Annotated in this window: 14 protein-coding genes; 10 read left to right on the top strand and 4 right to left on the bottom strand. The window is 72.3% G+C overall.

The window, feature by feature from the left end; translation table 11 throughout:
• Positions 1 to 23 precede the first annotated feature (23 nt).
• Positions 24 to 1577 carry an MFS transporter gene (locus tag ACIP8Z_RS36440; RefSeq protein WP_402091079.1) on the bottom strand — a complete coding sequence of 518 codons (1554 nt, stop codon included), beginning with the start codon at positions 1575 to 1577 and terminating at the stop codon, positions 24 to 26.
• Positions 1578 to 1709: 132 nt separating this feature from the next.
• Between ACIP8Z_RS36440 and ACIP8Z_RS36445 the strand changes: the two genes are divergently transcribed.
• From ACIP8Z_RS36445 to ACIP8Z_RS36455, 3 genes are all read left to right on the top strand, one after another.
• Entirely contained in the window at positions 1710 to 2327 is a 618-nt protein-coding gene (locus tag ACIP8Z_RS36445; protein ID WP_402091081.1) for a TetR/AcrR family transcriptional regulator, read from the top strand.
• 127 nt (positions 2328 to 2454) lie between these two features.
• A complete protein-coding gene (locus ACIP8Z_RS36450) occupies positions 2455 to 3165 on the top strand; it encodes a ribonuclease HII (protein WP_402091083.1) in 711 nt (236 codons plus the stop codon).
• A 106-nt stretch (positions 3166 to 3271) separates the two neighbouring features.
• Entirely contained in the window at positions 3272 to 3904 is a 633-nt protein-coding gene (locus tag ACIP8Z_RS36455; RefSeq protein WP_402091085.1) for a hypothetical protein, read from the top strand.
• Positions 3905 to 3962: 58 nt separating this feature from the next.
• Here ACIP8Z_RS36455 and ACIP8Z_RS36460 read toward each other — a convergent pair whose 3' ends face one another.
• Together ACIP8Z_RS36460 and ACIP8Z_RS36465 are read right to left on the bottom strand one after the other, a co-directional pair.
• Positions 3963 to 4592 (bottom strand): hypothetical protein, encoded by a 630-nt coding sequence (locus tag ACIP8Z_RS36460; RefSeq protein ID WP_402091087.1) that lies wholly within the window; start codon positions 4590 to 4592, stop codon positions 3963 to 3965.
• A 228-nt stretch (positions 4593 to 4820) separates the two neighbouring features.
• On the bottom strand, positions 4821 to 7004 hold the full coding sequence (locus ACIP8Z_RS36465) for a RecQ family ATP-dependent DNA helicase (RefSeq protein WP_402091090.1): 2184 nt from the start codon (positions 7002 to 7004) through the stop codon (positions 4821 to 4823).
• A gap of 141 nt (positions 7005 to 7145) precedes the next feature.
• On the opposite strand from ACIP8Z_RS36465, the gene ACIP8Z_RS36470 reads away from it, so the two are divergent.
• From ACIP8Z_RS36470 to ACIP8Z_RS36500, 7 genes are all read left to right on the top strand, one after another.
• On the top strand, positions 7146 to 8564 hold the full coding sequence (locus ACIP8Z_RS36470; protein WP_402091091.1) for a DUF4192 domain-containing protein: 1419 nt from the start codon (positions 7146 to 7148) through the stop codon (positions 8562 to 8564).
• Between the two features lie 115 nt (positions 8565 to 8679).
• The gene (locus tag ACIP8Z_RS36475) at positions 8680 to 10779 is read left to right on the top strand and encodes a glycogen debranching N-terminal domain-containing protein (protein ID WP_402091093.1); all 2100 of its coding nucleotides are present in this window, start codon (positions 8680 to 8682) and stop codon (positions 10777 to 10779) included.
• A 109-nt stretch (positions 10780 to 10888) separates the two neighbouring features.
• Positions 10889 to 11728, top strand: coding sequence for an NUDIX domain-containing protein (locus ACIP8Z_RS36480; protein ID WP_402091096.1), 840 nt, complete (start codon positions 10889 to 10891; stop codon positions 11726 to 11728).
• A gap of 122 nt (positions 11729 to 11850) precedes the next feature.
• Positions 11851 to 13674: an ATP-binding cassette domain-containing protein gene (locus ACIP8Z_RS36485; RefSeq protein ID WP_402091098.1), complete on the top strand. Its 1824-nt coding sequence runs from the start codon at positions 11851 to 11853 to the stop codon at positions 13672 to 13674.
• A 160-nt stretch (positions 13675 to 13834) separates the two neighbouring features.
• Complete coding sequence (locus ACIP8Z_RS36490; RefSeq protein ID WP_402091101.1) at positions 13835 to 14722, top strand: FadR/GntR family transcriptional regulator; 888 nt, start codon at positions 13835 to 13837, stop codon at positions 14720 to 14722.
• A gap of 379 nt (positions 14723 to 15101) precedes the next feature.
• The gene (locus ACIP8Z_RS36495; RefSeq protein ID WP_073907476.1) at positions 15102 to 16649 is read left to right on the top strand and encodes an RNA polymerase sigma factor; all 1548 of its coding nucleotides are present in this window, start codon (positions 15102 to 15104) and stop codon (positions 16647 to 16649) included.
• 169 nt (positions 16650 to 16818) lie between these two features.
• Positions 16819 to 17637: a serine protease gene (locus ACIP8Z_RS36500; protein ID WP_402091104.1), complete on the top strand. Its 819-nt coding sequence runs from the start codon at positions 16819 to 16821 to the stop codon at positions 17635 to 17637.
• 156 nt (positions 17638 to 17793) lie between these two features.
• Here the strand turns inward: ACIP8Z_RS36500 and ACIP8Z_RS36505 are convergent, their stop codons facing one another.
• Complete coding sequence (locus ACIP8Z_RS36505; protein ID WP_015036683.1) at positions 17794 to 18024, bottom strand: hypothetical protein; 231 nt, start codon at positions 18022 to 18024, stop codon at positions 17794 to 17796.
• Positions 18025 to 18308 lie beyond the last annotated feature (284 nt).

Below are 18308 nucleotides of genomic sequence, written 5' to 3' on the forward strand. Positions count from 1 at the left end.
ATTCAGGGGCCGTCGGCGCGTTCTCAGGCCACCGGCCCGGCGGCCTCCGCCCGGCCGCTGAGCGCTTCCAGGTCGCTCTTGCGGACCCGGATCACCAGGACGGCCGTCACCAGCGCGATCAGCACCATCGCGACGGCGGCCGTGAAGGCCGAGGAGATGCCCGAGGTCAGCACCTCGTGCCCCCAGGGCGGGGGCAGCTCCTGCGTCTTCATCGCCTCGGCCTGCTGCTCGGGCGTCGAGTTCGCGAGGAAGCCGGGCATCTGCTTCTCGCCCTCCTCACGGCTCGCCGTGCCGAAGATCGTGACCAGGATGGACAGACCCAGCGAACCACCGACCTGCTGGGTGGCGTTGAGCAGGCCCGACGCGGCTCCCGCCTCGTGCTGGGCCACTCCGGAGACGGCCGTGAGCGTGAGCGTCACGAAGTTGAGGCCCATGCCGAAGCCGAACAGGATCATCGGACCGAGGACACCGCTCGCGTAGCTGCTGTCCGAGCTGATGAACGTCAGCCAGAACAGACCCGCGCCGGTGATCGCCGCGCCGCTCACCATGAACGGCTTGGGGCCGAGCACCGGCAGCAGCCGCTGGGCGAGTCCCGCGCCGGCGCCGATCGCGAAGGTCACGGGAAGGAAGGCGAGTCCGGACTGGATCGGGGTGTAGCCCAGGACGTCCTGGACCCACAGCACGATGAAGAAGAACATGCCGAACATGGCGGCCGCCAGGCTGAGCATGATGATGTACGTGCCCGAGCGGTTGCGGTCCGCGAACATCCGGAGCGGGGTGATCGGTTCCTTCGCCCGGGACTCCACGACCGCGAAGGCGACGAGAAGGATGACCGCCGAGGCGAAGGAACCGATGGTCAGCGCGTCCTCCCAGCCCTTCTCGGACGCGCGGATGAACCCGTAGACCAGCGCCGCCATACCGAGTGTCGAGGTCGCGGCTCCCGCGATGTCGAACCGGCCGGGGTGACGCTCGGACTCCGTGATGTAGCGCGGGGTCAGGAAGGCGATCAGCAGACCGATCGGGACGTTCACGAAGAGGACCCAGCGCCAGTCCAGCCACTCCGTGAGAACGCCGCCGGCGAGCAGACCGATCGCGCCGCCACCGGCGGAGACGGCGGCGAACACGCCGAACGCCCGGTTGCGTTCCGGACCTTCGGGGAACGTCGTGGTGATCAGCGCGAGCGAGGTGGGCGAGGCGATGGCGCCCCCGACGCCCTGCAGGGCCCGTGCGGCGAGCAGCTGCCAGGGTTCCTGGGCGAAGCCGCCGAGCAGCGAGGCGAAGGTGAAGAGCAGGATGCCGGCCATGAACACCCGGCGGCGTCCGAGGATGTCCCCGGCCCGTCCGCCGAGGAGCAGCAGACCACCGAAGGTGAGCGTGTAGGCGCTGAGCACCCACGACAGATCGGTGGTCGAGAAGGAGAGCGCGTCCTGGATGTGCGGCAGGGCGATGTTCACGATGGTGGCGTCAAGGACGACCATCAGCTGGCAGGCGGCGATGACCGTCAAGGCGATACCCGGCCGTCCTCCGGCGCGAGCTGGTCCGTCCTTGGTCTGTGTGTCGACCGGAGAAGTTGTCACTATGGATCCCCCACGGAAAATTAGTGAACGCACCCGTTCACTGTTCACCACGGTAGTGAGTCCCCCTCAGTGCACGCAACCGTTCACTGGGCACTGCCGAAGACATGACACTGCCTCAACGGAGAGATCCTGATGGTTACTTCGCGCTCCACGGCCGCCGCCCGGCCGGAAGGGGTGGCACTGCGACGCCGTGGCCCGGTACTCGAACGGGCCATCCTGGAGGCCACGCTCGAGCAGCTGGGCAGCGTCGGCTGGAACGGTCTGACGATGGAGGGTGTCGCGGTCGGCGCGCAGACGGGCAAAGCCGCGGTGTACCGGCGATGGCCGTCGAAGGAAGACCTCGTCGCCGACGCGCTCCAGGCCGGTCTGCCGGCCCTCGACGAGGCCCCGGACCTGGGGAGTGTGCGCGAGGAGCTGTACGAGCTGTGCCGCCGAGTCCGGGACGTCATGTACTCCAAGCCCGGCGTCGCCCTGCGTGCCGTCCTTCACGAATGCGACGCCGAGGAGGCCGAGAGGTTCCACGGCCTGATCGTCACCGGGGTGGTCGAGCCCTCGGCCCGACTCTTCCGGCATGTGCTGCGCCGCGGAATCGCAAGGGGCGACGTACGTGCGGACGCGAACAACGACCTGGTGGTCGATGTCGTACCCGCGATGATGATGTATCGCTCGAAGGTGTGCGCGAGCGAATGGCCGGACCATGAGATCGCCGATCTGATCGACCGGATCATGGTGCCGCTGCTGCGCGTCTGACCCGGGCCGGACGGCCTCCGAGGGGTGATGCGCACGGCCCCGGGGGTGCGCCGCGACGGCCCCTCGGGCGCCCGACGGGAATCCGGGTATCGCACCCGGCACCGAGCGGCGTAACCTGTCAGGCGCCATGCCGTACGAACCACCCACCCACACCGTCGAGCGATCGCTCCGAGCCACCACCGGCGCCAAGATCGTTGCCGGAGTCGACGAGGTCGGACGCGGAGCGTGGGCCGGCCCCGTCACCGTGTGCGCCGCCGTCACCGGACTGCGCCGGGCGCCCGAAGGGCTCACCGACTCCAAACTGCTCACCCCCAAGCGCCGTACCGCGCTCGCCGCGGATCTGGAGCACTGGGTCACGGCGTACGCGCTGGGCGACGCCTCCCCGCAGGAGATAGACGAGCTGGGTATGACAGCCGCGCTGCGGCTCGCCGCCGTCCGAGCCCTGGAAGGCCTCCCCATGCGGCCCGACGCGGTGATCCTCGACGGCAAGCACGACTACCTCGGCAGCCCCTGGCAGGTCCGTACGGTGATCAAGGGTGACCAGTCCTGCATCGCCGTGGCCGCCGCCTCCGTGATCGCCAAGGTCCGGCGGGATGCCGTCATGGCGGAGCTGGGCGTCGGTGGCGAGGACTACGCGGCGTACGCCTTCGGTGCCAACGCGGGCTACCCTTCGCCGGTCCACAAAGCGGCGCTCGAAGAGCTGGGGCCCACCCCGCACCACCGTCTCTCCTGGTCGTACCTGGACGCGATGCCCAGGTGGCGCCACCTCAAAAAGGTCCGCCTCTCCGCCGAGGCGGTCGCGCTGGAAAGCGGGGGCCAACTCGGCTTCGACTTCTGAACTTCCGGTCGCGGGACCCTGCTCAAGGGCCTTCCACGCGGCCGGGGTGCACATGTGTGCCCACCCGCCGATGCCTCGCGCAGCGGCGTTTGATAGACATCCACTCATGCCTCTCATCCCCGAGGAGCCTCAGATTCACGAGAGCGCCCAGGGTCCCCGCGCCACCGCGGCCGCCGGCCGCCCCGCGTCGACCCCCCGTCCCGTACCCGGCCCGCGTACCGCGGCCTCACCGCGTCCCGGACGCCCCGTTCCCGGCCCTGCCAGGCCCGCGGCGCCGCGCCCGCACCCCGGTCCCGCGCCGTCCCCGGCGAACGCCCCGGAGAATCGTTCCGATCAGCGATCCACGCCGCAGCTCCAGCTGATCCCGGCCCCCGCCGACGGCGCGCTCGACGCCGCCGAAGAGGCCCTGGACCTGCTCCTGGAGAGCGGCCGGGCGCCGGGCGAGGTCCTGGTGCTCACCACCGGCGACCCGCACCCGTGGGCCACGCACGAGCTGTCCTTCGGCGAGGCCGCCTACTGGGCCCAGCAGGACACCGGTGACGACGTGTTCTTCGCGCACGCCGCCGCCGTGGAGCGGGCGACCGCCCGTCCCGTGGTGATCGTCGCCGTCAACGGCGGAGACGACGAGACGGCCGTCAAGGCCCTGCCGTCGGCCATGGCCCGCGCCGGAGCCCTGCTCGTCGTCTGCGGTGACCCGCAGCGCGTCACGACGCTCCTCGGAGCGGGCGCCGGAGTCTGACCGACTGCCCCTCCGCCGGGCCGCACCGGTCCGGCGGGGGCCGATGTCGTCCGCGCGATCAGCGCGCTGCGGCCCGGCGCAGGGGCTCGGTCGCGCCGCTCGCGGTTCTCGGCGTCAGTCGGCCGAGCTCGGCCGGCCCCTCGCCGAGCGGCAGGGCGAGCGAATCGGAGCTCGGGCGCCGGCCGCCGCGGCCTTCACCGAGCACCTGCCAGCCCGCCCGGGTCAGCGTGATGTACGCGCCGCAGCGGAGCCCGTGCAGGGTGCAGGCGTCCCGGAGCCCCCACATCCAGGCTCCGTCCTCCTCGGTCCAGCGCTCGTCGCCCTCACGGCAGTACATCAGCACCGCGGTCCGTACGGGTGTGCGTCTGCGGAGGTCGTGCGGAATGACCCGCCGCAGATGCGCGAGCAGTGCGTTGCGGAACTCCCAGCCGTCCGCCGGGGTGGGGCGACGGACGAACGAGGCGCTGGCGGCGATTCGTTCCTCGTGGTCCAGGACCGCGAGGACCGCCATCGAGGGCGTGGGCGTGTGGCGTGAGTGCAGTCCGCCGACGACCTCACGAGGATTGCTCAACAGGGGGATCCCCGCCGCGGCCCATTCGGACGGTTCGAGTATCCGAGCGAGGCGGCTGGCGGACTCGGACGGCGATCTGAGCGAGGCGGCTGTGGGCGGAGCGAATCCGAGGGTCACGGTCCTCCCTTCGGATACGCGCCCGCGAGGCGGGCAAGGTCGGGTGAGGGCGCACCACAGCACAGCCCGTCCGGACCGCTGGCGGGGCGTGCGAGGCGGTTTCCCAATTCTTGCTGGCCCGTGGGCGGGCGGCAACGAGCAATTGAGGCCGCTGACGGGATTGCGTCGGTATGCCTTTCATATCCCTGCCCAGTTGCCCATTGTTCACTCCCCGTTCGCCCTCCCGTTTCACCCCTGGACGGCAAGTACCAGCGGGTACACCCCTTCCGCTCCGGCCCGTCGCAGCAGCCGGGCCGCCACCGCCAAGGTCCAACCGCTGTCGGACAGATCGTCGACGAGGAGCACCGGCCCGCCCGCCGCGGCCAGCCGCTTGCCCAGTTCGGCGGAGACCGTCAGGGTGCGCTGCAACCCCACCACCCGCTGGGCGCTGTTGGTCCGGGACAGCCGTACATCCTCTGCCTCGGGCGCGTACTCCACCGCCCCGAGCAGGGGCATTCTGCCGATCTCGGCGATTCGCTGTCCGAGTGAACCCACCAGTCGAGGCCTTCGATGGGAGGCGACCGTGACCACACCGGCCGGCCGGGCGGGTGCGTCGGGCGCCCCGGAGGCCCAACCGCCGGGCCCCTTCGCCCAGTCGGCGAGCACATGCACCACCGCCTGCACGACATCGTCCGGAACCGGACCGTCGGCGGCGCTGTCGGCCAGCAGCGGACGCAGCCGGTTGCCCCAGCCGATGTCCGAGAGCCGCCCCAGGGCCCGGCCGCCGAAAGCCTGCTCGCCCGCCGGGATACGACCCTTCAGATCGACCCCGACGGCCGCGAGTCCGGTCGGCCACATCTTCCGGGGCTCGACCTCCACACCCGGCCTGCCCAGCTCGCCCTTGGCCGCGTCAAGCGCCGCGTCGGAGACCTTCGGGTCGAACCGGCTCCCCGCGCAGTTGTCGCAGCGACCGCACGGCGCGGCCTCCTCGTCGTCCAACTGACGGCGCAGGAACTCCATCCGGCAGCCCGACGAGGCCGCGTAATCGCGCATCGCCTGCTGCTCGGCCTCCCGCTGCCGCGCCACCCAGGCGTACCGCTCGCTGTCGTACACCCAGGGACGGCCCGTGCTCTCCCACCCGCCCTTCACCCGCTTCACCGCGCCGTCCACGTCGAGGACCTTGAGCATCGTCTCCAGACGGGTCCTGCGCAGCTCCACCAGGGGCTCGAGCGCGGGCAGGGACAAGGGCCTGCCCGCCTGGGCGAGCACGTCGATCGTGCGGCGCACCTGCTCCTCCGGCGGGAAGGCGACCGAGGCGAAGTAGCGCCAGATCGCCTCGTCCTCCTGCCCGGGCAGCAGCAGCACCTCGGCGTGTTCCACACCTCGCCCGGCACGGCCGACCTGCTGGTAGTACGCGATCGGGGAGGAGGGCGACCCGAGGTGCACCACGAAGCCCAGGTCGGGCTTGTCGAAGCCCATGCCGAGGGCGGAGGTCGCCACGAGGGCCTTGACCCGGTTGGCCTGGAGATCGTCCTCCGCCTGCTGCCGGTCGGCGTTCTCCGTGCGGCCCGTGTACGAGGAGACCGTGTGCCCGCACTGGCGCAGATAGGCCGTGACCTCGTCCGCCGCGGCGACCGTCAGCGTGTAGATGATGCCGGAACCGGGCAGCTCGCCGAGGTGGTCGGCCAGCCAGGCCAGCCGGTGGGCCGCGTCCGGCAGCCGGACCACGCCCAGGCTCAGACTCTCCCGGTCCAGCGCGCCGCGCAGGACCAGGGCGTCCGTGCCGGCACCCGTACCGAGCTGCTCGGCCACGTCCGCCGTCACCCGGGCGTTCGCCGTTGCCGTGGTGGCGAGCACCGGAACCCCGGACGGCAGGTCCGCCAGCATCGTGCGCAGCCGGCGGTAGTCCGGCCGGAAGTCGTGCCCCCAGTCCGAGATGCAGTGCGCCTCGTCGACCACGAGCAGCCCGGTGGCGGCAGCGAGCCGGGGAAGCACCTGGTCACGGAAATCCGGATTGTTGAGCCGCTCGGGGCTCACCAGGAGCACGTCCACCTCACCGGCGGCCACCTCCTCCTGGACCGTGTCCCACTCCTCCGTGTTCGACGAGTTGATCGTCCGGGCGCGGATGCCCGCCCGAGCGGCCGCCTCCACCTGGTTGCGCATCAGCGCGAGCAGCGGGGAGACGATCACGGTCGGGCCGCTGCCGCGCTCACGGAGCAGCGAGGTCGCCACGAAGTACACGGCCGACTTGCCCCAGCCCGTCCGCTGCACCACCAGGGCCCGGCGCCGGTCGGCGACCAGGGCCTCGATCGCCCGCCACTGGTCCTCGCGCAGTCTCGCCGTGCCGGTCGGGTCCGAGACGAGACGGGCGAGCACGGCATCGGCGGCGGTCCGGAGTGCGGCGCGGTCTTCCAGGGAGTCTGCGTGGGTCATGACTCCATGCAACCCGATGCCTCGGACATCGCGCGAATGAGAGCCGAACCTGTGGACAACCCGACGGGGCGACGGAAGCCCCGTTCCGGGAGTTATCCACAGGGGTTTCGGATTTCGGGAGATCACGAGACCGTCCTGACCATGAACGCGAATCACCACGAATCAAGCGACCTCTCCCGTACCCGGATCACCCTGCGCGGCCCGGCGGAACTGGCCGACGCCCTGCCGTTCGTGCTGGGCTTCCACCCCACCGACTCCGTCGTCCTGGTCGCCCTCCACGGCGAGCACGGCCGCTTCGGAGGACGGGTCAGGCTGGGCATTCCCCGCTCGCCCCGCGAATGGGCGTCCACCGCCGATCACCTCGCCGAATGCCTCGTCGAGGGAGGCAGCAGGAGCGGCACCCGACCCGACGGCATCGTCGTCTTCCTCTGCCAGGACCCCGCGGCAGGCGAGACGGGCCGCAGCGTCATGGAGCGACTGCGCCCGTTCGCCCAGCGGCTGCGCACGGCGTGCGGCGCCCTCGACATCCCGGTCTACGAGGCCCTCTGCATCTCCGACGGTCTCTACTTCTCCTACTGCTGCCCCGACACCCGCTGCTGCCCGGCCGACGGCACCCCGCTCGCCCTCAGCGGCACGTCGGTGATGGCGGCGACCGCGGCGTACGCCGGAGTCCAGGTGCGGGGGTCCCTGCGGGACATGGAGCGGCGGTTCCAGCCCTCCGGCGGACCCCGGGAGGAAGAACAGCGCGCGGCACTCGACGCGAGCGCCGCCGCGATCGTCCCCAGGATCCTCGAGGACGCCGAGGGCAAGGGGCGGGTGGAGGTGCGCGAGACGACGCTGCGCCTCGCACGGGAGGTCCTCCGCCGGTTCGCCCGTCCGCCGGGGGAGGCCGGGCCGACCGGCCGGGCCGGCGGCTCGACCGTCCCGAGGGCCGTCAGGGGAAGCGCCGTGGGCACCGCCGAGAGCGACGCGGCCGACGACGCCCTGGTCGAGGCCGGCGAAGCGGCCGCGCTGATCCTCGGCCTCCAGGACCGGGTCACCCGGGACCGCGCCGCCGAGTGGATGGAGGGATGGGAGGGCGCCGCCGCCCTGCGCCTCTGGCGCGTCCTCGCCCGACGCTGCGTCGCCCCCTACCAGGAGCACGCCGCCGCACCCCTCACCCTCGCGGGCTGGACGGCCTGGTCCACCGGCGACGAGCCGACCGCCCGGGTCGCCCTCGGGCTCGCGCTCGACATCGACCCCGAGTACGTCTTCGCCCGGCTGCTGCACCAGGCGTGCAACGAAGGGCTCGACCCCGAGTCGCTCCGCTCCTGTCTGCGGACCGAGCGGGACGGCCGGATCGCCTCGGACGAGGCCGCTTCGGGTACTTCCCCGCGGGTCCGGACACGCGTCGCCCGCCCGCAGAGCAGCCGGCAGACACTCCGGAAGCCCGGCCGCCGGACCGGTGGAGAGGAGCGCCGTTCCTCGGCCGGCGTCCGGCCCGGCGGGCCCGCCGCGGGCAAGCCGGGGAGCGGAACTCCGAGGCGCGGTGGACAGCGCGGCACCAGGAGCGGCCGATGAGGACCGTGACCCGGCCGCCCGTCGGCGCGTTCAGCTCTCTGGCGGAGTCGTCCGAACCGTCCCGCCGACACTTCGCCGGCCGCCCGGTCCGCACAGAGAGCACCCCGTACCCGCCATGGCCCTCAGCCCTGTCCCGGCCCCCGGCCGCCCCACCGGACCCCCGATCGGCCACGTGCCCGGACGCCCCACCGGGCGCCGATCCGCGGCCGGTGTCGTTGCCGGAGCCGAGCCGCCGCGCGCGGCCCGGCCCGTGGAGCTTCCCTCGGTGCACGACGCGCTTCTCTGCGTGGCCCTGCCCGCCCTCGCCGTCTGCGCCGAGCACGGCCAGCTCACCGGCGAGGGACCCGAGGGCGTGTACGCGGCGGGGAGACGACTCCTCTCCCGCTGCGTCCTGCGCGTGGCGGGGCGCGAGCCGGTCGCTCTTCAGGGCCGTATGGCGGCCTCGGACCGGGCGCTGTTCCTCGGAGTCCTCCGCGTCCCCGGGGACATGGGACCCGATCCGGGACTCACCGTCGAACGCACACGGAGCGCCGACGGCAGCGAGCGGATCACCCTGCGCAGTGCCGTCGCCCGCCCGCTCCGGCTCCCCGTGGAAATCGCTCTGGGGTCGGATCTCGCGGACCTGGGCGCGGTGGCGTCCGGCCGGCCCGGACCCGAGCTCACCGCGAGCGTCCACGGCACCGGCCTGCGCTGGACCGGTGACGGCGGACGATCCGTCACCGTCACGGCGGACCCGCCCCCCATGGACGCCCTGGCGGCGGCGGGCGTCCTCCGCTGGGAGGCCGAGCTGGCGCCCGGGGGCACGTTCACGGTCCGGCTACGGGTACGCGACGGCGCACCCGGCCGGTCCACCGGCGCCGCGGGCGGCGGCGGGGGACGGCCGGGAGGCCACGTCCTCGCCGAAGCCCTCGCCGAGGGCGACGACCCCCGCCCCGGGGAGCTGCTGCGCGCCTCCGTCGAGGACCTGCGGGCCCTGCTTCAGCGCGACCCGGCGCACCCGGCCGACGTCCACCTCGCCGCAGGCGTCCCCTGGCGCTGCGGACCCGTCACCGCCGAGGCGCTCTGGGCGGCCCGGATGGCCCTGCCCCTCGGCACCCGGCTCGCCGTCACCACCCTGCGTGCCCTCGGGCGCACCCAACTCGGCGGCGACGGAGCCGAGTCCGGCCGCGTCCAGGGGCCCCTCAGGGACGCGGGCCCGCATCTGCCGCCCCGCTGCACCGGCATCGAGGCCACCCTCGCCTATCCGGTCGTGCTCGCCGAGGCCCGCCGCTGGGGGCTGCCGGCGGCGGACCTGGAAGAGCTGCTTCCCGTGGCGGAGCGCTGCCTCGAATGGCTGCGCCGGACGGCCGGCGCGAGCGGGCTCGTGCCGGACCCGGGGCCCGCCGGGCCCTGGCGCGCCGAGACACAGGCACACGCGCACCGCGCGGCGCTGCTCGGAGCGGACCTGCTCGACGCCTGCGACAGGCCCGGGGGAGACGCGCTGCGCGATGCGGCAGGGACGCTGCGCGAGCGCTTCCGGCGGGAGTTCTGGCTCGACGACCGGGCCGGCGGCCGACCCGCCGCCGCCCGCGGACCGGACGGCAGGACCTGGCCCCAGCTGGGTGGCTGGGCCGCTCATCTGCTCGACACCGGGCTGCTGGGCGGCGGCCGGCTCGCCCACGGGCTGCTGGACCGGACGGAGACCGAACAGGTGGCGCGACTGCTCGGCACGCCTGCCCTTGACTCCGGCTGGGGGCTGCGCGGACTGGGCGCCAAGGAGCCGGGACACAACCCCTTCGGCCACCGCGCGGGTGCGGTGCGGGTGCACGAGACGGCGGTCGCCGTGGCAGGACTCGCCGCCCTCGGCCACGAGAAGGAGGCCGCCTCCCTGCTCCGGGGGCTGCTCGACGCGGCGGAGGCCTTCTCGTACCGGTTGCCCGAGATGTATGCGGGGGAGCAGCGCACGGCGGGCGGCCGGCCGGTGCCGCACCCCGCCGCGTGCCGGCCGGCGGCCGTCGCGGCCGCCGGAGCCGTTCACGCGCTGCTCGCCCTCGTCGGGATCCGGCCGGATGCGCCGGGCCGGTCCGTGGCCACGCATCCGCTGCGGTCGGCGCCGCTCGGAGCGATCCGGTTCTCGGGGATCGTGGTGGCGGGTGAACCGTTCGCCGTGCGGGTCGGCAGGCTCGGTCTCGGTATGGTCGAGGAGGCCGCACAGGGCCTTCAACTGGGGGTGTGAAGGGATGCCGGGCACAGACACGACGGAAGCCTCGCGACAGGGTGCGGAAGTCAGCGCGGATGCTCCCGAGGGGCGTGCTTATCGTCAGGAAGACGACTATGATCGCGGCATGCCTCCCTACGACCCGTCGGCCTTTCCGCCCTTCGCCGTGACCGTCGACCTGGTCGTGCTCACCGTGCGCCGCCATGCGCTCTGCACCCTGGTCGTACGGCGGGGAGAGGCGCCGTACCAGGGGCGTTGGGCGCTGCCCGGCGGCTTCGTGCGCGAGGACGAGGACCTCAGCGGTGCCGCCGCGCGTGAGTTGGTCGAGGAGACGGGACTCTGCGCCCACGACCCGGCCGCCCCGCCACCCGTACCGAGCAACGGCGCGCACCTGGAGCAGCTGGCGACGTACGGGGCGCCCGACCGTGACCCCCGCATGCGGGTGGTCAGCGTCGCGCATCTGGCGCTCGCCCCGGACCTTCCCGCGCCGCGGGCCGGCGGTGACGCGAACAGCGCCCGCTGGGCACCTGTCGAGGAGCTGCTCGGCGAGGACGTGCTCGCCGGGACGGCGGGGGCCACCGCGGCGGCCCAGGGCTCCGGCGACGCCGGGGACTCGGGTGAGGCCGGCGGTGAGGAGAAGGAAGGCGGCCCGGCGGCGTTGGCCTTCGACCACGCCCGGATCCTCGCCGACGGGGTGGAGCGCGCCCGCTCCAAGATCGAGTACTCCTCGCTGGCCACGGCCTTCTGTCCGCCGGAGTTCACGGTCGGAGAGCTGCGGCGCGTCTACGAGGCCGTCTGGGGTGTGGCCCTGGATCCGCGCAACTTCCACCGGAAGGTGACCGGCACGCCCGGCTTCCTCGTTCCGGCCGGTGGCACCACGACTCGTCAGGGCGGGCGTCCGGCCCAGCTCTTCAGGGCAGGTGGGGCCACTCTCCTCAACCCGCCGATGTTGCGCCCCGAGGTCTGACAGACCGGTGTTTCCGGCGCTCCTGGGCGCCAACCCTGCGCCGAAAGTCCGAAATGTAGCGTTATCTTGCTGCGGTAGCGCCGCCCTGCCGCGGAGCGGTGTCACCTACCGCGAGAGAAGCGATGCTCCAGGCTATCGGACTGACCAGCACTCCCCGCCGCGATCGCCCGCCCGTCGTGGACGATCTGACCTTCGAGGCCCGGCCGGGTGCCGTGACCGCTCTCCTCGGTGCCGCGGGCTCCGGCAAGACCACCGCGCTCCGGCTCATGCTCGAACTCGAGCCGGGCCGCGGGATCACCTACTTCCGGGGCCGGCCGCTGCACCGCATCGCCCACCCTCCGCGCGAGGTCGGCGTCCTCCTCGGCGACGTCCCCGGGCACCCCTCCCGCACACTCCGGGGTCAGCTGCGGATGCTCTGCGCCGCCACGGGGGTTCCCGCCTCACGGGCCGGCGAACTCACCCGGGCCGTCGGTCTCGACGGTCTGGAGCGCCGGCGGATCGGCACCCTGCCGATCGGGGCCGATCGCCGACTCGGCCTCGCCTCAGCCCTGTTGGGCGCCCCCCACACCCTGCTGCTCGACGAGCCGGGCGCCGGCCTCTCCGTACCCGAGAGCGCCTGGCTGTACGAGCTGCTGCGGGCGCACGCGGACGACGGGGGAACCGTGCTGTACACCACGGCGGACCCCAAGGACGCGGTCCGCAACGCCGACCGGGTCGTCACGCTCGACGGTGGGAGACTCGTCGCCGACCAGGACGTCACCGAGTTCGCCCGTACCCGGCTGCGCCCCCGCGTCGCCGTCCGCACCCCGCAGGCCGCACGGCTCGCCGCGGTCGTGACCCAGGAGGCCAGGGCCGCCCGTCGGCCGGTCGAGGTCGTCGCCGAGGACGGCAACCGACTGTCCGTCTACGGGAGCGACTGCGCGGCCGTCGGCGACACGGCGTTCCGCCACGGCGTACCGATCCACCGGCTCGCCGCCGAGACCGGCGACACCGCTGACACCTTGCCTGTTCGGCGTACCCCGGCGGGAGAGGGCGGCCCGGCGTCCGGCTCCGGCCGTGAGGCCGGCCCCGGCGCTCCCCGCCCCGGCGCCCCCGTGCCCAGTGACCCCGCGCCCGGTGGCCCCGTGGCCCGCGACCCCGCTGCCGCCCAGCCGAGCAGAGCCAGGAGGCCCGCTCGCTCGCCCCTGCGGCCGCTGCGGTACGAGATCCATCGCCTCCTGGGTGTGCCGTCCACCCCGCTCGTCGTGGCGGCCGTCCTGTTCGGCTCCGTGACCCTCGCCCTGCTCCTCGGGCGGGGCGGGAGAGCCGCGCTGCCCGCCGTCCTGGCCGGCTGGCCCGCCTTCTCCCCGCTGCCTCCCGCGGCACTCGGGGCCGGACTGCTCGGTGCCTTCTCCTTCGGTGAGGAGTACCGCTATCCCGCGCTCACCACGGGCCGGGGAGCCGTGCCGCGCAGACCCGGCCTGCTCCTGGCGAAACTGGCCGTGGCGGCGGCCGTCGCCCTGGTGCTCGGGGCGGCCGTCGCCGTGGTGGATCTTGAGGTCCTGCGATTCGTCTACGGCGGAGAGTTGATCTCCGTACCGAAGAATTGGCCGACTCTCTGCGCGAGTTGGCTGGGACTGATCGTCGGCTGCGCCTGGGCCGGAGTCCTCGGCGCCGGGGTGTTCAGGGCGGCGGCGGCCGGTGTGGCAGCGGTCCTCGCGGTACCGGTCGCCTTCGTCCCGCTGCTCCAGAAGGTGCTCACCGGACCCTCGGTGCGGTCGGCCGCCGGACTCCCGTCGCGGCTCCGGGAGTTCGCAGGTCCGCAGTGGTCCCCGGCGGTGGACCGCTGGCTGGCGGGAGGACTGCGGGTGCTCGGGCAACCCGCGGGAGTGGCTCTCTCGCTGACGTTGACCGGGTTGCTCTGCGCCTATGTGTTCACGGGCCTTCGCCGAAAGGCGCGTTGGTGATCACTTGCGGACCAAAAGATTCCGGTTCGTGGCCAACTCTCTTGAATACTGCCCGTTATGTCCGATTAATCGTCAATTGTGTAGCGGGTGCCGATCACCCTTTCGTGTGCTTTTCACCAAAGACCTCAAGGGTCACGGAGGCAGCGCCGACAAAGGATGCGTGAGTACCCTTGCGCACACCATGATGACCGCCGCCCGCTCCGTCGACTCCGGCCTCGGCGCCCCGGGCGATCTCGACCGCTACCCCTTCGCGGAGGCGCCCGCCGCCGGCCGCGTGGGCCCGCCCTCCTGGGAGGGGGTGGACACCGACCTGGGCCGCGTCGGCCGCCGGAGCGCCGGCAACCGGGGGCGCGGGCTGCACGGTCAGCTCGTCCAGCAGCTCGGCCAGATGATCGTCTCCGGCGATCTCGGAGCCGATCGTCCGCTCGTCCCCGAGGAGATCGGCCAGCGGTTCGAGGTCTCGCGCACCGTCGTCCGCGAGTCGCTGCGCGTGCTCGAGGCGAAGGGGCTCGTCAGCGCCCGCCCGAACGTCGGCACCCGCGTCAGGCCCGTCAGCGACTGGAACCTCCTCGACCCCGACATCATCGAGTGGCGCGCCTTCGGCCCGCAGCGCGACGACCAGCGCCGTGAGCTGAACGAGATGCGCTGGACGATCGAGCCCCTGGCCGCCCGCCTCGCCGCCGGGCACGGCCGCGAGGACGTGCAGCAGCGACTCGCCGACATGGTCGAGATCATGGGCCACGCGTTCGCCCAGGGGGACGGCATCACGTTCTCCCGCGCCGACACCGAGTTCCACTCGCTCCTCATCCAGCTCGCCGGGAACCGCATGCTGGAGCACCTCTCCGGCATCGTCGGCGCGGCGCTCCAGGTGTCCGGCGGCCCCGTCACGGGCTGCGACCGCCCGAGTGAGGCCTGCCTCGCGCACCACGCGCGGATCGTGGACGCGCTCGCCACGGGCGACGCCCTCGGCGCGGAGGCGGCCATGCGGGCCCTGCTCACCGTCCACCCCGAGGTGGAGCGCGTCGTCCCCGCCCCCCGCGAACACTGACGCGCGGGCCGTGGCCGGGAGCGCGGAGGCGCGGACATCACGCGCCGCCGGGTCCGAGCGGCGCCCGGGGAGCCCGGAAGGGTCTCCCCGGCCGGTGCCAGGATTCCGGCGGCGTGAATGTACGCTGATATGTCCCTCTGCGTTGATTTGTCGCACATGAGGTGTGACTCGGGCCACGAAGATTGGGCGTAACACTCCTCCGAGCCGTGCGATGACCTAAGAGGTGACAGCCGAGGAAGGAATACAGCAGCCGATGGAGGCGCTGTGCAGTTCCCCGGTCCAGCCCGCGCCGTCGGCACATTCCCCGTCGACGGTCGTCGGCTCCAGCCCGATCCAGGGCGGGGCCGGAAGCCGTTTCCATCGTTCCGAGAGGTTGTTCGTGTCGGCCAGCACATCCCGTACGCTCCCGCCGGAGATCGCCGAGTCCGAGTCTGTGATGGCGCTCATCGAGCGGGGAAAGGCTGATGGGCAGATCGCCGGCGATGACGTGCGTCGGGCCTTCGAGGCTGACCAGATTCCGCCAACCCAGTGGAAGAATGTTCTGCGCAGCCTCAATCAGATCCTCGAGGAAGAGGGTGTGACGCTGATGGTCAGTGCAGCGGAGTCGCCGAAGCGCGCCCGCAAGAGCGTCGCCGCGAAGAGCCCGGCCAAGCGCACCGCCACCAAGACCGTCACCGCCAGGACGACCGTGACGAAGACGACCGTCACGGCCGCCACGGCCTCCGCGGCAGAGGGCGACGACCCGGCCGACGAGGCCGGATCCGCCGCCAAGAAGGCGGCCGCGAAGAAGACCGTCGCCAAGAAGACGGTGGCCAAGAAGACCGTCGCCAAGAAGACGGCGGCCAAGAAGACCACGTCCAAGAAGGACGCCGACGAAGCCGTCGAGGGCGAAGAGCTGCTCGAGGACGTCGCGCCCGGCAAGGGCGAGGAGGAGGAGACCGAGGGCGAGAGCAAGGGCTTCGTCCTGTCCGACGAGGACGAGGACGACGCTCCGGCGCAGCAGGTCGCCGTCGCCGGTGCCACCGCCGACCCGGTCAAGGACTACCTGAAGCAGATCGGCAAGGTCCCGCTCCTCAACGCCGAGCAGGAGGTCGAGCTCGCCAAGCGCATCGAGGCCGGCCTGTTCGCCGAGGACAAGCTCGCGAACTCGGACAAGCTCGCGCCGAAGCTCAAGCGCGAGCTGGAGATCATCGCCGAGGACGGCCGCCGGGCCAAGAACCACCTCCTGGAGGCCAACCTCCGTCTGGTGGTCTCGCTGGCCAAGCGCTACACCGGCCGCGGCATGCTCTTCCTGGACCTGATCCAGGAGGGCAACCTGGGTCTGATCCGCGCGGTCGAGAAGTTCGACTACACCAAGGGCTACAAGTTCTCCACGTACGCCACCTGGTGGATCCGTCAGGCGATCACCCGCGCCATGGCCGACCAGGCCCGCACCATCCGTATCCCGGTGCACATGGTAGAGGTCATCAACAAGCTCGCGCGCGTGCAGCGTCAGATGCTCCAGGACCTGGGCCGTGAGCCCACCCCGGAGGAGCTGGCCAAGGAGCTCGACATGACCCCTGAGAAGGTCATCGAGGTCCAGAAGTACGGTCGTGAGCCGATCTCCCTCCACACCCCGCTGGGTGAGGACGGCGACAGCGAGTTCGGCGACCTGATCGAGGACTCCGAGGCGGTCGTGCCGGCCGACGCGGTGAGCTTCACGCTCCTCCAGGAGCAGCTGCACTCCGTGCTCGACACGCTCTCCGAGCGTGAGGCCGGCGTCGTCTCGATGCGCTTCGGTCTCACCGACGGCCAGCCGAAGACGCTGGACGAGATCGGCAAGGTCTACGGCGTGACCCGCGAGCGGATCCGTCAGATCGAGTCGAAGACCATGTCGAAGCTGCGTCACCCGTCGCGCTCGCAGGTGCTGCGCGACTACCTCGACTGATCCGTACCTCGACCGTCCGCGAGAGCGACGGACGCGAGGCAGGAGCGGTACGCGGAAGGGCCCGGTTCCCCGAGGGGGAGCCGGGCCCTCCGGCTGTGTGCGGGGTGCACCGCGCGGTCGTGTGCTGGACTCTGGGTGAAGCGACATCACCGGAGAGTCAGGAGGCTCCATGCGTGGTTCCCTCACCCGAGCATTGACGGGTGCTCTGGGCCTGATCGCGGCGGCGGCGGGACAGCTGGCCACCGCCGCCCCCGTGGCCGCCGACAGCGTCGTGGTGGGCGGCCGGGAGGCCCAGATTACCGACGCGCCGTGGGTCGTGGCGCTGTCCAGCCGTGACCGGTTCGGGGGTACGCGCGCGGGGCAGTTCTGCGGGGGCGTGCTCGTGGCGCCGACCAAAGTGCTCACGGCGGCCCATTGCCTGGGGCGTGAGGCCCTCGGCGGCGAGCCGTGGGAGGTCCGCGACTTCGTGGCCATCGCGGGCCGCGCCGCGCTGCGCGGGCAGGGCGGGCAGGAAGTGCGGATCTCGGACACCTGGGTCAATCCCGACTACGACCCGACGACGAACTCGGGCGACCTCGCGGTGCTGACGCTGGTGAGCGCTCTGCCGCAGTCGTACGTGATCGGCGTGGCCCGCGCGGGAGACGCGGCGTACACGCCTGGCACGGAGGCGGACGTCTACGGCTGGGGCGACACGACCGGCAACGGGACCTATGCCTCCTCGCTACGGACGGCGCGGGTCCAGGTGCTGCCGGACAGCGCGTGCGAGCGGGCGTACCCGGGCGGGTTCGGCGTCCCCTATCGGGGCGACACGATGCTGTGCGCGGGCGACCCGCGCGGCGGCAAGGACGCGTGCCAGGGCGACAGCGGCGGCCCGCTCGTGGCGAAGGGGCTTCTCGTCGGCCTGGTGTCCTGGGGCAGCGGTTGTGGGCAGGCGGAGAACCCGGGGGTCTACACCCGCGTCTCGGCGGTGCTGCCGGAACGCTTCTGATCCACGGTGCGCGGTGTCCCATCCGCGGCGGACAGTGTCTGATCCGCGGCGCACAGTGGTGGTACGAGAACGGGCGGCCACCCCCCTTGGGATGCGGGGGTGGCCGCCCGTTGTCCGGTCATTGGCCGGATCTGGGCTCGTCGTGGATGCGAGACGTCAGTGGTCGTCGCCCTGCGTGCGGGCCGGCACGTCCGTCAGGCGGTCCGTCTCATCCTGTATCTCAACGGCGATCTTCTTGAGTTCCGGCTCGAACTTACGTCCGTGGTGGGCGCAGAAGAGCAAGTCACCTCCGCTGGTCAGGACGACACGCAGGTATGCCTGGGCGCCGCAGCGGTCGCAACGGTCAGCGGCCGTCAGGGGGCTCGCGGGGGTCAGAACAGTAGTCACGTCGCCTCTTCTCTAGCTCGACGAGCTGTCGTACCAGGGTCAACATCCAACCAGGCCGAAAACGTTCCCGCTCGCGGCTTTTCCTTCAAACTTCTTCGCAGGTGGCTGTCTGCTGCCGGTTGGCGGCGAATGAGCCGTATTGCGTCGCACTACGGATTTCGCGTTGCTTGTGTCGGTCCGTCCTCCCGGCGTGGTTGCCGGTTGTTCATGAGGACGTGCCCGGAGCCTAAATGGTTCATGCCTGGAAGGGAACGTGATGTTCGCGTCACCCCATCGAGGGATCG

Origin of the sequence: Streptomyces sp. NPDC088553, from assembly GCF_044752965.1 — a bacterium.
Classification (GTDB): Bacteria; Actinomycetota; Actinomycetes; order Streptomycetales; family Streptomycetaceae; genus Streptomyces.

Coding starts and splice junctions, on each gene's coding strand:
- ACIP8Z_RS36445 (WP_402091081.1), top strand. CDS start 1,710: ATGGTTACTTCGCGCTCCACGGCCGCCGCCCGGCCGGAAGGGGTGGCA.
- ACIP8Z_RS36450 (WP_402091083.1), top strand. CDS start 2,455: ATGCCGTACGAACCACCCACCCACACCGTCGAGCGATCGCTCCGAGCC.
- ACIP8Z_RS36455 (WP_402091085.1), top strand. CDS start 3,272: ATGCCTCTCATCCCCGAGGAGCCTCAGATTCACGAGAGCGCCCAGGGT.
- ACIP8Z_RS36465 (WP_402091090.1), bottom strand. CDS start 7,004: ATGACCCACGCAGACTCCCTGGAAGACCGCGCCGCACTCCGGACCGCC.
- ACIP8Z_RS36470 (WP_402091091.1), top strand. CDS start 7,146: ATGAACGCGAATCACCACGAATCAAGCGACCTCTCCCGTACCCGGATC.
- ACIP8Z_RS36475 (WP_402091093.1), top strand. CDS start 8,680: ATGGCCCTCAGCCCTGTCCCGGCCCCCGGCCGCCCCACCGGACCCCCG.
- ACIP8Z_RS36480 (WP_402091096.1), top strand. CDS start 10,889: ATGCCTCCCTACGACCCGTCGGCCTTTCCGCCCTTCGCCGTGACCGTC.
- ACIP8Z_RS36485 (WP_402091098.1), top strand. CDS start 11,851: ATGCTCCAGGCTATCGGACTGACCAGCACTCCCCGCCGCGATCGCCCG.
- ACIP8Z_RS36500 (WP_402091104.1), top strand. CDS start 16,819: ATGCGTGGTTCCCTCACCCGAGCATTGACGGGTGCTCTGGGCCTGATC.